Annotated in this window: 12 protein-coding genes and 1 pseudogene; 1 reads left to right on the top strand and 12 read right to left on the bottom strand. The window is 64.7% G+C overall.

Translation table 11 applies throughout. From position 1 onward, the window contains the following. Positions 1–1,174: 1,174 nt before the first annotated feature. From JWP83_RS07515 to JWP83_RS07570, 12 genes are all read right to left on the bottom strand, one after another. Positions 1,175–2,158 (bottom strand): methyltransferase, encoded by a 984-nt coding sequence (locus JWP83_RS07515; protein ID WP_297727980.1) that lies wholly within the window; start codon positions 2,156–2,158, stop codon positions 1,175–1,177. A gap of 291 nt (positions 2,159–2,449) precedes the next feature. Continuing rightward, entirely contained in the window at positions 2,450–2,941 is a 492-nt protein-coding gene (locus tag JWP83_RS07520) for a hypothetical protein (protein ID WP_297727983.1), read from the bottom strand. Continuing rightward, complete coding sequence (locus JWP83_RS07525; protein WP_297727986.1) at positions 2,938–4,728, bottom strand: FAD-dependent monooxygenase; 1,791 nt, start codon at positions 4,726–4,728, stop codon at positions 2,938–2,940. Before JWP83_RS07525 ends, JWP83_RS07520 begins: the two co-directional genes overlap by 4 nt. Continuing rightward, complete coding sequence (locus JWP83_RS07530) at positions 4,725–6,416, bottom strand: fatty acyl-AMP ligase (RefSeq protein ID WP_297727989.1); 1,692 nt, start codon at positions 6,414–6,416, stop codon at positions 4,725–4,727. The genes JWP83_RS07525 and JWP83_RS07530 overlap by 4 nt, the downstream gene beginning before the upstream one ends. Further along, entirely contained in the window at positions 6,413–7,147 is a 735-nt protein-coding gene (locus JWP83_RS07535; RefSeq protein ID WP_297727992.1) for an alpha/beta fold hydrolase, read from the bottom strand. The genes JWP83_RS07530 and JWP83_RS07535 overlap by 4 nt, the downstream gene beginning before the upstream one ends. After that, the gene (locus JWP83_RS07540) at positions 7,144–10,089 is read right to left on the bottom strand and encodes a type I polyketide synthase (RefSeq protein WP_297727995.1); all 2,946 of its coding nucleotides are present in this window, start codon (positions 10,087–10,089) and stop codon (positions 7,144–7,146) included. The genes JWP83_RS07535 and JWP83_RS07540 overlap by 4 nt, the downstream gene beginning before the upstream one ends. Continuing rightward, a complete protein-coding gene (locus JWP83_RS07545) occupies positions 10,089–10,412 on the bottom strand; it encodes an acyl carrier protein (RefSeq protein WP_297727998.1) in 324 nt (107 codons plus the stop codon). The genes JWP83_RS07540 and JWP83_RS07545 overlap by 1 nt, the downstream gene beginning before the upstream one ends. After that, the gene (locus JWP83_RS07550; RefSeq protein WP_297728000.1) at positions 10,409–11,353 is read right to left on the bottom strand and encodes a hypothetical protein; all 945 of its coding nucleotides are present in this window, start codon (positions 11,351–11,353) and stop codon (positions 10,409–10,411) included. Before JWP83_RS07550 ends, JWP83_RS07545 begins: the two co-directional genes overlap by 4 nt. Then, a complete protein-coding gene (locus JWP83_RS07555) occupies positions 11,350–12,489 on the bottom strand; it encodes a 3-oxoacyl-[acyl-carrier-protein] synthase III C-terminal domain-containing protein (protein ID WP_297728003.1) in 1,140 nt (379 codons plus the stop codon). The genes JWP83_RS07550 and JWP83_RS07555 overlap by 4 nt, the downstream gene beginning before the upstream one ends. 178 nt (positions 12,490–12,667) lie before the next feature. Continuing rightward, the gene (locus JWP83_RS07560) at positions 12,668–12,922 is read right to left on the bottom strand and encodes a hypothetical protein (protein ID WP_297728006.1); all 255 of its coding nucleotides are present in this window, start codon (positions 12,920–12,922) and stop codon (positions 12,668–12,670) included. 106 nt (positions 12,923–13,028) lie between these two features. Next, positions 13,029–14,012 (bottom strand): AraC family transcriptional regulator, encoded by a 984-nt coding sequence (locus JWP83_RS07565; protein WP_297728008.1) that lies wholly within the window; start codon positions 14,010–14,012, stop codon positions 13,029–13,031. 156 nt (positions 14,013–14,168) lie between these two features. Continuing rightward, positions 14,169–14,309 (bottom strand): helix-turn-helix domain-containing protein, encoded by a 141-nt coding sequence (locus JWP83_RS07570; protein ID WP_297728013.1) that lies wholly within the window; start codon positions 14,307–14,309, stop codon positions 14,169–14,171. A gap of 89 nt (positions 14,310–14,398) precedes the next feature. Here JWP83_RS07570 and JWP83_RS07575 point away from each other — a divergent pair. After that, a pseudogene (locus JWP83_RS07575) lies at positions 14,399–14,759 on the top strand (SDR family NAD(P)-dependent oxidoreductase); the annotation flags it as partial.

Consider the following 14,759-nt stretch of genomic DNA (forward strand, 5'->3'; position numbering starts at 1 on the left):
GCCAACTAAGGCTGCCAACGATGTAGTACACCGGCACCCACCCTGGACCGACGTCGGGCTGGTAAATCGTGCAGCCACAACCTCCGTCACAGTTACTATCAGAGTGCGCTGCATGCCCGCATACGCAGTTTGGTGAATCGGCCGGGCGGACCTCGGCCATTATGTTGTCGGTCTTGCAGAAACCGTGCTCGTCGTCACGGATCCGTGCCGGCAATCCAGTGCCCGCAGTGTCTTTGTCTGCGCTCACCGCCATGGTCACCCTTTCCGCGACTTATGCCGCGCCAGATACTTAGGTTGTCTATAAGAAAAATACTCTAAGCAACAGGGCTGTGCCTTCACCGCCAGCGCTGACCTTTCGGTACCGGTCAGCAGGAGTCCGAGGCTTACTGCCAGCGGCACAGCGCGACGGGCCGATGCGGGGACGCGACGCCGACCTCGTGCGAAACCACGGATCCGAAGGCGCCACCCGGGCAACGTCACCCATCGCGTCTATGCATCGTTGTCGTCACTTCCTGCCAACCGGGTCAGCCTTCTGGTGAAGACGAACGACGCAGGGCGGTCAGTTCAATGTCGTGACGCCTCGCCGCCGAAGCTCACAGTGATAGCGGAAGGTGAGCGACGACACATCTCACCGTGCCGGGTCCTTCCGGGATGGCCCGGGAGTTCAGTGGTGCGAGGGTGGATGGATAACTGGGCGCCGCGGATCTTGTGTGCTGATCGCCCAGGATCGGCGAGGGCAAACGTCTTGATAGCAGTAAAAGAAAATCCTCACACACTAAGCCGCGCGGCCCCGCGGCCCGGTGCGGCGCACCACTGTGACGGTTAGGACATCGTCGGCTGCCGTTGCAAACGAGGGCACTTCGAGTAGGGCTGACAGAGTCGGGCTGACAGGATTTGATCCGGCGACCACCTGACCCCTAGTCGGATATCGACTGAATTATGTTGTCTTGCAATGAATCTCGAAGCGCACAGTTGTTGCTGTCCATCGGACGGAGCCAGCGAGAACGTCATCGGGAATCATCCTTTCATTTCGGTGCTGCCGTTCGAATCATCGGACAGGCAACCCATCTCGCTGTTCGCCCACTGCGGTGTCGACATGCTCCGATCTTCTACTACCACAACGGTCGCACGCCCTGAGTTCTTCAATGCCCACAGTGTGATCCCCACATCTGAGCTAGACGGCCTCGGCCTCGACGAAGCTCAACGGTGAGGCAGTGGGCACCCATCGGGTCAGCCGGAACCCCGCGCGCTCGAGGAGACTGCGGTACTCCGGCACCGTTCGTTCGCGTCCAGCCTGCAGCAGGAGCATCTCCAGATCCGTCCAATGACCGAAGAATTCGCGATCGTGGTCCGGGATCACGCAATCGATCACCAGTACCTTTGTGCCGACCTTCGCAGCCGAGCGGACGCTCTGGAGAATCTCGACCGCCTTGTCGTCGGGCCAGTCATGCAGGATCATCTTGAGCACGTAGACATCGCCACCCGTGGGAACGCTTTCGAAGAACGATCCCTCCAGTAACTCCACTCGATCTGCGACATTGTGCTGACGCAACACTGGTGGGGCTTTGGCGAGGGCATGCGGCAGATCGTAGAGAACCCCTCGGGCAGTCGGGGTCGCCTTGAGGATGGCAGAAAGCAGGCGGCCAACCCCACCGCCAACATCGACAACTGTCTGGTAGTCGTCGAACGAATAGGCGGCCATCAGGTAATCCACCGCCATCTCGGTGGTGTCGGCCATGGCGCGGTTGAAAACTTCATTGAGCTCGGGATCCCCAACGAGGTAGTCGAAGGCTTCCATGCCGTGCAGCACCGGAAGAACCGCCTTGCCGGTCCTGATCGCATCCGCCAGATAGCTCCAATGCTCACGATGTTGGACCGAACCCACCATCTGGGCCATGGCCGCCGCCGACAGCGGAGCGTTGGCACGCAACGACTTAGCGAGCGCGTTGAGCGCATAGCGACCGTCACGGCGCTGGCGAAATATGCCGCGGCCGATCAATGCTCGTAGCAGTCGGCGCAGCGCGTCGGGATCCGCCTCCACCCGAGACGCCAACTCTTCCAACCGCAGCGGCCCCTTGTCGAGAGCGTCGGCGATACCGAGCTCCACGGCTACCGCGATGGCTTGTGACGTCCAGGCGCTGACGATCAATTCCATCATCGCCGCATAGGGTGGGACCATCCGTAGATGGATCAGTGCCAGACGATGGCGAGCACGCTCAACGAGTCGCACCAATTTCGTGGGGGGAATTCTTGCAGACATAGTGACCATGACCTTGACCTAGAGCGAGTGGTTGCGCGAGCGTGACCGATTCCCAGCTGAGGAACTGAGGCAGAGCCGAAAATGCCGGCCCCGCGCGATATTACGGCGCCTACTGATGTATTACGCCTCCGTTTTCTCCCTTCGGGGATCTGGTCCGTTCGGTCGAACAGTGCGATGTGACACGACGTGCTATTCCGATTCGGGCGGTTGGTGGATGGTGGCTGATGGTTGGCTGCTGATGTAGGCAAGCACGTCTTTAGGGTCCACCTCATCGGGCCACACACCGGCTGCGGTGGCTTGGTGGCCGATGGCTACGGGCAGGTGCAAGGCGACGTCGGTGCCATTGGGATCGCGGAACCAGAGCGCTGTCGCCCCGGGTTGGCCGGTTGCCCGGTGGGGCTGAGAACCCAGCTTGCTCAATCGGTTCAACGCCGGACGTGCCGACTGCACATCGCTCAGAGCCAGATTGATGCAGGTGACACCACTCGCTTCGGGATGGTAGTCAAATGCGATCGGCGAACGCTCGATCACCACCCGCAGGTAATCGCCGTGGATGGCGGTCATCCGGGCATTCAGCGATTGGGAAGCCCCGCCGAGCAACGCCGCCCACCACTCCGTCATCTCCGCCGGCCGGTGGGTGAGTAGCCGCAGCTCGACAGCCTGTGCCGCAACATCGTTCATGCGATTAGTCCTTTGTGGCTCGGCGCAAAGGCGCCGACGACTTGCAATGCTCGCCGCAACACTGGAGCGCCATCCCGCTCCGAGTGCAGCAGGGCGGCGATATGGCCATCGGGGCGTACCAGCAGCGCATCCGGTTCGGCGCCAGCGACGCCGGAGTGAAATACGCCGTGCCCAGCATCGCCGACCGACACTACCGACAACGAAAGTCCCGCCGCCGCAAGCGACCACACAGAATGGCTTGCGTCGGACACCAGTAGGGTCAGGTCGTCGCGGTGGACCAGATCCAGAGTGGACACTCGCCGATCACCGTCCTCGATCCAGACGTGCGGCAGCCGGCCGCCGGCGCGCACAGATGGGACATAGAACTCTGGATCGCTGACCGGTGGTGGCAGCCGATCGCCGATCACGGCGCCGCGCCCGTAACGCACCCCGAGGTCGCGTCCCCAGCTGCGATAGTGTGGACCCTGCTTGGCGATCGCCGCCGCGGCCCTGCGGCGGATCCGCTGACCGATCCGGCCCGGCGACTTGGCCAGGCGAAACCGCTGATATCCCAGCGTGGTGATCCCACGGATCAAGGCACGCACGGGACGTCGCGGTACCCAGCCCGGAATAGCAGCCACGGCTTGAGGGAGCGTGCGCACTGCCCGCCGTGGCAACCCCAGTGTGGCAACGACATCGAACATTCCGTCGAAGTTGGCCACCGAGTCGGCGGTCGCGGCCGCGCCGACCGGACGGCGTTCTCGTTCATAGGTGTCCAGCAGTGCCTCGTCGGCACGGCCGGCGATGACCCAGGCGAGCTTCCAGGCCAGGTTATGCACGTCGGCGACGCCGGTGTTGAGTCCCAGCCCGCCGGTGGGCGGAAACCGGTGCGCGGCATCGCCGGCCAGGAACACGCGGCCCACCCGGTAGTCGGTGGCGACTTGGGCGGTCATTGCCCACGTCTGGATCGACTTGATGTCAACGCGGACAGCGGGGTCGCCGATCGCATCGACTATGTGCCTGCGGCAGATCGCAGCCGGGAAGTCTTCCACCGATTCAAATGGCGGAAAGTAGGGGATCTGGAAAACCAGGTCTTCCGGCGGCCGGTGCACGATGGTGGCGCCCAGGCCCTTGGCGGTGTGGGTCCACATGACCGGGCCGCGGCGGTGGCGGCGGAAAGCCTCGAGATCGGCGGAGAAAAGGACGCTGACCACGTTTTGAAGGATCGGGCCCTCCATCGTGATCCCTAGCGCGCGCCGCACTGTGCTGGCTGCGCCGTCGGCCGCGATGAGGTAGCGCGCCAGGATTGTTCGGCGGGATCCGGTAGTGGTGTCGGCGACAGTGACCGCGACGCCGTCTGGGCCGTCGGTGTGGGAGCGGTACAGCCAGCCGGTGTGTGTTTTGATGCGATCACTGTTGCGTAGGTGTTGCCAGAGCAGCGGTTCCAGCACGTTCTGGGGTAGGTGTGCACTGCGGGTAGGGCTGATCGATTCGATCGCGTCCATCTGCGCGTCGGGCAAGTCGGCCAGTGGCACCCGCCCGAGCTCGGGCCCGGCGAAGGTGGTGCAGTACGCAATGCACCGCAGCTCGTGCATGGGGGCGCTGAGACCGCGGATGTTGCGCTCGAGGCCGATCTCGCGCCAAATCTCCATCGATCGCGTCGAGAGCACGTGCGCAGCGGGGTGCTGTTGTGGCTCGTGGCGTGCTTCCACCACGGTGCAGTCGATGCCATAGCTCGCGAGCAGCAGCGCCGCCGTGGCGCCCACCGGTCCGGCGCCGACGACAAGCACATTGCAGGTGTCGCTCACCTGTACTGCACCTGACGCCGAACCGTCTGGCGGACAGCTTGCGCGGGGATGTACGTCGGGAGCAGTTCTCGAGCGCTGCTGCGGCGTAGCTTGCCGGACGGCGTCTTCGGCAAGGCGCCGGCGGGGAACAACAGGATGTCACGCGGGCGGTGCCCGACTTGACTGCTCACTCGGGCGGCGATCTCGCGGCTGATGCGTGCGCGCGCGTCGTCGTCGGTCGCATTGCGTACTTCGGCGAGCACCGCAAAGCCCTCTCGATCGGCGTCGACACGCAGCGCGATCACGCAGCCCTTTCGCACGCCGTCGACACTCTCGGCCGCGCGCTCGATATCGTGCGGATAGAGATTCCTGCCGGCCAGCACGATGAGATCCCTTGTGCGACCACAGACATAGAGTCGCCCCTTCTCGTCGAGGTAACCCAGGTCTCCGCTGTCGAACCAGCCATCTGTCGCCAGCGGCACTAGACCGTCGGAGGTGAGATATTTGTCGGCGATCATCGGGCCGCCTAGTTCGATTGCGCCAATCTCTCGGGACGCCAACGCTGTTCCGTTCCGGCTTATCCGCAGATCCAGGCCCGTCACCGGTAACCCCACACACACCACATGCTGTACATCCGCGGAGTCGTCTTGGACCGGCTGCGCGCGGTGCGCTTCCGCAATGGCCTGCCGCGAGACCCGGTCGACAGTCGCCTGGTCGTGCGCCGACCCCAGCGACGCAACCAATGTGGCTTCGGCGAGTCCGTAGGCGGGCGTCAGCGCCGTCGGGCGCAGACCGAAGCGCGCGCCGACCGCAGAGAAGTCGGTCATGTCGCGGTGGTCGATCGGTTCGGCTCCGTTCACCGCGAAACGCAGCGACGAAAGGTCGATTGCGTCCGGGTCGGCGCGCTGCAGCACGCGAGCGAGCACGGAGTACGCGAAATTGGGCCCTGAGGTGATGGTCGCGCGGTGCCTGCTGATCAACTCAGCCCAGACGAGTGGTCGTTTGAGGAACTCCTCCGGTGGGACGACGACGGTTTCGATACCCAGCTGCATGGGGAAACACACGAAGGCGATCATCCCCATGTCATGCGACAGCGGCAGCCAGCTCGCCATCACGTCCGTGTTGATGTCGAGTTCCAGCCCGTCGTGCAAGGCGACGGCATTCGCGCCGAGATTGCCGTGACTGATCTCGACGGCTTTGGGCACGCCGGTTGATCCGGATGTCAACTGCCGCAACGCGATATCCGACTCGGCGGCATGGTCCGACATGTCGAGCTCGATCGGGTCGGCGCGACGCAGGGACTCGACCGTGCAGACGTTCAGTCCCTGAGCCGTCAGCGGATCCAGCGCACCCAGGAACTGCTCCCCGATGACGACCACGTCGGCCTTGATCATCAAAGTCGCCCGAACCGTGTCGGCCAGCCAGACCGCCAGGTCGGTGCGGGGAGTTGGTTGCTGCAGCATCGTCAGCGCGGCGCGACTCAGCCAGGCCGCCTGCGCGAGCGGCGCGATATCAGCGGCATCGGTGGCCAGCACAGCGACCGAACCCTGGCGGCGTATTCCCCGCGCGGCCAGACCGCCGGCCATCCGTTTCGCCTGTTCGTGGACTTCACACCAGGTCAACCGAACTGGGTCGGCGACCGTGCCTGCGGTCAAGTGCCGCGGCGAAAATCTCGCTGCGGCGGACATTTCGCGGGTTAATACGCTCACGGGAGTAAGTACCTTTCCCGTGCCGCTTCCTTGGCGACACGCGCGACGGTGGCTACCAATTCCTGTTCCGGCGAACGGAACAGGAAGTGGCCGCCGGGGTAAAAGCGAACCGGTTGAGGCTGGACCGAGTGCGACGCCCAGGCGGCCACCGTGTCAGGCGGCGCCACCGTGTCGCCGAGGCCCCCGACGATGTGCAGTGGACACGGAAGCGGTGGCGCATCGGTCCGCCAATGGGACTGGCAGATCCGCAGATCGTCACGAATGGTGGGCATCAGCAGCGCCAGCCAGTCCGGACGGTTCAGGACTTCCGTCGGCAGCCCGCCATAGCGCGCGAGCTCGGTGGCCAGCTCGTAATCGGCGAGCAGCTGCAAATCAAGCAGGGGAGGGGGTAGGTGCGGGGCACGGGAGGACGCGACGATAACCGCCTCCGGTGCCCGCATGCCGCGTGAGATACGTTGTTGAGCCAGTAAATACGCTAGTATCGCGCCCATGCTGTGACCCAGCAGGACGTGGGGCCGGCGCAACAGCTCATCGAGCTCGCCGCTCAGCGCCCGCACGCAGCTCTCGGCGTCGACATGGCGGGGCTCGTCGCGGCGCGACTCCCGTCCCGGCAGTGTCACGGCCGTAAATGCCACCGCGGCGCCGATGTCCGCCAGCGCTCGGCGCAGCGGATGAAACGACGCGGCCCCACCACCGGCGTGGTGAAAGCACACCAATTCCACGGGCGTCATCGTGCTGTGCCGCCCTCATCGAGCCGCTCCATCACGAAGTCGATGAGATCACCGACGCTGTGAATCCTCGGCAGCACCTCGGCGACAGTGATGTCGTGTAGTGGCGGATACTCCGCCCGCAGCCGGTCCAGGAGACGAAGCTGCAGCAACGAGTCGTAACCCAAGTCGTCCGCGAGCCGTTTGGATCGGCTGAGCGTGGTGACCGAATAGCCGCCGACATCGGCGATCAGCGCGAGAACCCCGCCCTCCGCACCGGTCTCCGGTTGCTCGGTATCCGCAGGCTCATCGACAGAATCGCTACTTTGCGCATCGGCGGTCTGCACCGGCTGTCGGGGGTAGGTGATCGGGCCGTCGAACCAGAACCGGCTGGAGGTATCGAAGACATAGGGCGGGATCCGCTGCGGCGGCCCGGCCGGCCCGTCGTACAGCGCCGCCAGATCGGGTGAGTAGCCGTCGCGCATCAACGTGGCAGCCACACCGAGCAGTTCTGTCCCGTCCGAACCCGGGCCGCTGCACAATGTGAGCGAGCGGGTCTCCGGCGGAAGTCCGCCCTGTCGGGCGAGTGTGAGCAGCGCTGATTTAGGACCGGCCTCGGCGAGATAGTCAGCGCGTCCGGTCCTTACGGCGGCCTGGACCGCGTCGGAGAACAGCACCGGAGAACAGATCTGTCCGGCCCAGTAGTCGACCGTCATCTCTGTGCCATTGACTTCACAGCCGAGCAGGGTGGAGAACAGCGGAAACTCGGCGGGTGCTGGCTCGAGTCCGGCTATCTCGCGCCGGAAGTCGGCCACCATCGGCTCCATGAGCGTCGAGTGAAAGGCGTGTGACACCGCCAGGTTCACCGCTTTGTCGCCCCGTTGCCGAACCAGTGTTTGCACTCGTGCCACGGCGTCGGCGTCCCCGGAGATGGTCAGGGAGTGCGGCCCATTGACCGCCGCGATCCCGCACCCGGGCTCTTCAGCGACGAGTGCTTCTACCTGCTCAACGCCGAGGTCGACCGCGATCATTGCCCCACCCGGAGGCAGCTCGCCCATCAATCGCGCTCTGGTCGCGATGAGCTTGGCGGCGGTGTCGAGGGTGAACACACCGGCCAGGCAGGCGGCGGCGATCTCCCCGACGCTGTGGCCGATCCCGAATGGCACCCGGATTCCGCTCTGTAGCAGAGTCTTTCCCAGCGCATAGGACACGGCGAACAACGCAGGCTGCGCGAGGCTGGTGTGATCGAGGCCCGGTGCGCCGCCGAAGATCGTTGCGAGCAGATCCGATCCGAGGTGCGAATCCAGGGCGGCAGCCGTGGAGTCGAGATTCTCCCGGTAAATCGGATGAGCGTCGTAGAGCCGCTGTGTCATGCCTGGGTACTGGGCACCCTGACCTGAGAACAGGAGCCCGACGCTGGCCGGGGCGCGGTGCGGCGGGGCGGACGACACCAGATCGTCACCGGCGCCGGCCGTAAATCGGCGGATCCCATCAACCAGGGTGTCGCGATCGCCTGCAACGACAAGGCGATGCCGGTTTGATCGCTTGACGACGTTGGTCGAGCGGCACCAGGAGGCCACCCGCGTGGAGTCGAGGATCTCCAGCGCGGCCGTCATCGACTCGGCGTTCCGCCGCAGCGCCTGCGCCGACGGCGCCGAAATGGTGAAGACGCCGGTCGCACCCGGGACGGGCAGCGCCGTGGCCGGCGCAGTCTCCAGTACCGCGTGCGCGTTACTGCCGCCGAGGCCGAACGAGCTCACCGCGCCTAGCGTGCCGTCCACCGGAAACTTTCGCGGACCGTCGGCCAACTGCAGACCGTGCTCGGCCAGTCGCAAGGCCGGATTGGCGCTGTCGCCGAACACCGTCGGCGGCAGCACGCCATGGTGCAACGCCAGGCACGTCTTGATGAACGCCGCGATCCCCGCACTGCCTTCGGTGTGCCCAATGTTTCCCTTCACGGAACCGAGCAGACAGGGCTCGCCGACTCGTGTCTTGTGCACGTCGCCAAGAGCGTTGGCTTCGATCATGTCGCCGAGCACCGTGCCGGTGCCGTGCGCCTCGACGAAGCCGATCTGTCCGGCATCGACCTCTGCCAGGCTCAGCGCCCGGCGCATCAGCTCCGCCTGCGACCGGCGGCTCGGGGCGGTGATGCCGTTGCTGCGGCCGTCGTGGTTGGTGACCGAGCTCTTCACGACGGCATAGATAGGTTGCCCGTCGGCAAGGGCGTCGTCGAGTCGGCGCAGCACCACCGCGGCCACGCCCTCGCCCCGCCCGATGCCGTCGGCGCCCAGCCCGAACGGCTTGCAGCGACCATCCGGCGCGGACAGCCCTGCCTGGGTGTAGAAAATCGAAAGCGACGGTGTCAGAATGAGATTCGCACCGGCCGCGATGACAGTATCGGCCTCGCCTGAGCGAAGCGCTGCGCAGCCCTGATGGACGGCAGTCAGTGATGACGAGCAGGCTGAATCGATGGCCACACTTGGCCCGGTGAGGCCCAGGTGGTAGGAGATACGGTTAGCAGTCATGAAATAGCCACTGCCCGTGCCGCGGAACGCCGTGAGCCCGGCGAAGTCGAGGATTTGCAGGTTGCTCCACTCGCTGGACATGATGCCGACGAAGACCCCGGTCGGGGTGCCGGTCAGTGACCGCGGGTCGATTCCGGCATCGTCGATCGCGCGCCATGACGATTCCAGGAGCAGGCGCTGCTGCGGGTCAAGCGCACCCGCCTCGATGGGCGCTATCCCGAAGAAGGCGTTGTCGAATGTGTCGACATTGTCGATGAAATGGCCACGCCGGGTGTTCATCGATCCGGAAGCACCGTCGGAGCGATAATATGCGTCGACATCCCAACGCTGCGAAGGCACTTCGCTGTCAGCCACTACGCCATCCATCAGCAGTCGCCAGAACGCGTCCTTGTCGGGCGCGCCCGGAAAGCGGCAATCGACACCGACCACGGCGATCGGCATCATGGCAGCACCCGCTCGGTGGCGAGGTACGCCGCGATGGCATCAATGGTGGCGTAGTCCCACACAATCGTGGTTTCGACGGGGATTCCCTTCTCGAACTCCAGGTCGGCGCACAGCGTCAGACTCGCGGCGGAGTCGATCCCGTAATCGGCCAACGGGGTGTCGATGTCGATGGTGTCCGGCGCCACGTTGACCTGCCCGGCCACCTTTGCGGTCAGCCAGTCGACGAGTTCCTGGTACTTGGGGTCTTCCGCGGTCGTCGTTGCTTCCCATCCCGGCTCGCCGTGACCGGGTGTGCCGGCGCGGGGTGCTGTCGCGGTCATGCGCTCACCACATCGTCGAATACCGGCAGATCGAAGGAGATCCGACCGTAGACGAACCCGCGTACACGGGTAGCGAAACGTTCACCGCCCACGACTGCGGCGCATCCGATCAACGGCAGACCGATCACGATGGCGATCCCCAGGCCAAGCACGAACGTGATCAGACTGGCGGCGTGCGCAGCGCTTCCGAATCGGCGCATGGACCTGACCGTTGCGCCCCACCTGCGAAACACCTTGCCGGCAAGGACGTCCGCCGCAGCCAACGCAGGCACGATGGGCGCCGCATCTTGCGGGCATGGCCGCGACTCAGCGATGCACTGCCCCACGTCGGCGACTCTCGCCAGTTCGTCATCGCCGACCCCGGCCCGCCCAAACCATAGAAACGGCGCGCGTTTTCCGGTCAGCAGCCAGCGTAGAGTGGTCACCAGGGTCATCGACGGCCCTCGCGTATCGGTGGCGGCGACCACGTCGACGCGCCGGGCACCCGCGGATCGCAGCAGCCCGGACGTCTCAATTGCCGCCGAATACCACATGTTGCGGCACGCGATCAGCGAGACGACGGTGCGACCCCGGACCGCCTCGGGATGCGTTTTCAGCAGCGATCGGATTGGAAGCGAGGGTGCCAGGTACCACACCTGGTAGGCCAGGATGACCAATTCGTCTGCAGCCGTGTCGAAACCGCCCGCCGGCTCGACGAGCTCCACGAGCGCCTGCGGGTCCACCGCTAGCGGAAACACTCCGAAGAATCGTCGAATCGGCCAGGGGAACGGGAACGCGTCACGCGGACGCACGTCGACCCAACGGATGTCCCACCCACGCGCTTCCAGCGGGGAGGTCAATGCCTGGGCCACCTCGCGCAACTGCCCGGTCTGCGTGTACAGGTAGACGACTGCCCGATGGTGCAGCCGCTCGGTCGGGGCGGCTTCCGACGCCCTGGTCACCGTGGGGTTTCCGACGACACCGCGGTGAGATGCATGAACGAGACCGCGAACCGGCCGGATTCGGGGACCATGCACAGCATCGTGTCGCCGTCCTTGATCAAACCCTGCTCCATCATCTCGTCGAGGATGACGTAAATGGAAGCGCTGCCGATGTTTCCGACGCTCGTCAGGTTGCTGTACCACATTTCGGGGCGGCCACCGTCGATGCCGCGTCGCGAAAATTCCTTCATCACAGTGTCTTTCATTCGCTCGCTCGAATAGTGTGCCGGGATCCAATTCAGTGTCGACGGATCGAATTTGCCCAGTCGGAGCAAGCGGTCATACTCGTCGACGCCGACCTTGACCAGGTGTGGCAGTAGGGAAAGGTCCTGTCGCAGGACCAACGCCCCGTCGGCAGCGGCCTCCGAAGCGTTCGGGTAGTCCCCCCATGACTTCGTGGCTCCCGTGTCCGGACTGCCACCGTACATACACGTCTTCTCGGTGTTCGCGTACGACGTCAGCGAGATCCAGTCGATGCGCAGGCTGATGCCGGAGGTTCTGGGCTCGTCCTGGATTACCACAGCGCCGGCCCCATCCGAGAGCATGTAGCGCAAGAATGCTGCTTCCAGTGGGAGGGTCCCCTCCTCGGCGACAACGCCCATCTCCTCGTACCGGGAGTTCTTGAAGAAGCGGGAGGCGAACTCGCTGGCCACGCTGATCGCGGTGCGCTTCTCACCGATCGCCACCTGCAGGTACGCGTTTTTCAGCGCCATCATCCCTGAACTGCAGATCCCGTGCAGGGTTGCGATTTCGAGGGGGCCGTAGCCCAGCTCGCCGTGCACCGTGCTGGCATGTCCTGGCGCCATCAGGTCCGGCAGCGTGGTGGCTGCACACAGCAATTCGACATCGTCGGGACCGAGGCCGACGCGCTCGGCTGCGCTCCGAACGGCGTTGGCCGCCATCGCCGCGTTGGAAATGACCGTCTGCTGTTTCTTGTCGATCGCGTAGTGGCGCGTCTTGATGCCGCAGTTGGCGAGAGTGATGTCCTTGAGATCGGAGGTTGAGCGTCCCGCCTTTCCGATGTAATCCTCTATTTCGTCGTTAGGCACGGGGTCGCCGGGGAGAAAGCTGCCGGTGGCCGTGATGTAAGCGCTCATATTCGGCTCCAGGATTGTCTTGTCATTGGGGTAGTGGTGTTGTTGTGATCTACTCGACGCATTCGTCGGGTCTAGGTTCGATCGGCGCCCGCATCGTGTTGCATTTCACGCAAGCGGACGCCGAAACGGATGGTTTGAGGACGAGGAGTCTGGGCCACCCTGTATGAGCTTGACCTGGTCATGCGTGATCCAGAAGGAGCCAGGTGGCCGTCCAAGCGAGTGCTGCCAGCAGCAGAACGGTCACGATGATGTGCCATAGCAGACGCCATCGATCGGGCTCCGGAGGATAGATTCCTCGTGGCGTGCGGCGATCGGCGCGATCGCCGCGCCGGTCTTGCCGACGTAGAGGAATGTCTGTGCCGACTTCCATGATGTGTGACGGATCTAGCTCGGTGGTCGACAGGAGTGATGTGGTATCCGGCTTCGGTGTCATGCTGGCGAGGTTAAGCAGATCAGCGGCGGCGTTTCGCCGACGGCGCATCAATTCGCGTTATTCGGGCAATGATTCGCGTTCGGCGGGCCGTTTCGGTGTGGGATGTTCAGTGTGCAGCGCGCAGCAACTGGAGCGGGGTCTGGCCGTACATCCTTTTGTGGGCGGCGGCGAAGCGGCTGAGGTTGGTGAATCCCCATCGGTGCGCGATAGCGGCGACGGTGTGGTGGGCGGGATCTGCCGAGCGCAGATCCCGATGCGCATGGCGGAGTCTGACCACCCGGACATAGGCCATCGGTGACATGCCCAGGTGCCGTTGGAATCCTGCCTGCAGGGTGCGCACGCTGACGTGGCATTGCCTGGCCAGTGTCGAGCTGGTCAGCGGCAGGTGCGCTCTGGCCTCGACGATGCCCATCGCGTCGCGGACCGCTGCCGGTCGGCCGGGGGCAGCAGGGGCTGCCAGTGCGTCGCGATAGGGATGGTCGGCCACGAGCAGTAAGCCGTGAATCAGGCTGTCCACCAACGGGTCCAACACCACAGGGTGCCGCATCAGGGTGTCCGGGCACGGCAGCTGGCGGTGAACCATCAGCAAGAGCCGCACCCAATCCTGGGCAGCCGTTGCTTGTAGCGGCAGCGTTGCGGTGAAGGGAATCGGGGAATCTGGCGGGATGTCGACCAGTATTTCCAGGGCTCGGTCGACGGCGACTTGGTCGATCTTCACCGCGAGATGGCGGCTGCCGCCGGGCCACCGGAGCACCGTCATCTCTCCGTCGGGTCGATAAATGGCGGCCCGTGCGGGAGTCGAGGTCAGCTGCTGGCCCCGGTGCCGTGACTCCAGCCATCCTTGGAGGGGAACAAGGACCTGGTAGCTGGCGCGATTCTCGTCGAAACCGAGTGCAACGTCGGTTTCGTAGGTGATATCGCCCACGGTAATCGGCCCCACACGGCTGACACGCTGGGTGAAGCCGAAGCCCTGCGATGGCCCTAGCAGCTTGAGCCAGTGCGGGTAATAGGCGCTCTCACAGAGGTGAATCGCCTGCTCGGGCGACCGCGTGCGAAACCACGGATCCCACTGCGCTTCGTTGTCATCCATCGCTTTTCCATCGTTGTTATACATCCGGTCAACGGGTCTGTGTTCACGTTGGTTCAGCTGGTGTGGTCCTCGGGGCGCGCTGTCGACCGGTTCGAGCATGCGATGCGGCTGCGAGGTTGCGCTCCGGCGATGCCAAGCGTCAGGGGTGGACGCGCATCAGTGGTCGGCGGGGAGGTCAATCCATTTCAGCGCCCACCGGTTGAGGTCGAGCAGGATCGTGCTCAGCGCGGCCCCCTTCTCGGTTAGCCGGTATTCGACTCGCACCGGCGGGCCGGCGTGGACATGCCATTCGACCAATCCGTCGCTTCGAGGTCTTTGAGGCCGAGCCTGGTGCCGAGGACGACTGGCTCGAAGAGGCAACGAGTTGATCCCGTGGGTAGACCGCCATGGAGCACCAACTCGTCACCGCACTCGTCACCGGAGCCAACCGGGGACTGGGTAGGCAGTTCGCCGCCGAACTCGTCGCGCGCGGCGCCAAGGTTTACGCCGCCGCACGCCGCCCCGAGACAATCGACCATCCGGGCGTCGTGCCCATCCAACTCGACATCACCGAACCAGCGTCGGTGCGCCGCGTCGCCGAGACCGCCACCGACGTCACCGTTCTGGTGAACAACGCCGGCATATCGACGCGCGCGTAGCTGCTGTCGGGGGCGTTGGAGGACTTGCGGCTGGAAATGGAAACGCACTACTTCGGCACGCTCGATGTCACTCGCACCTTCGTTCCCGTTATCGAACGTAACGGCGGCG

The organism is Mycobacterium sp., from assembly GCF_025965855.1.
GTDB lineage: Bacteria > Actinomycetota > Actinomycetes > Mycobacteriales > Mycobacteriaceae > Mycobacterium.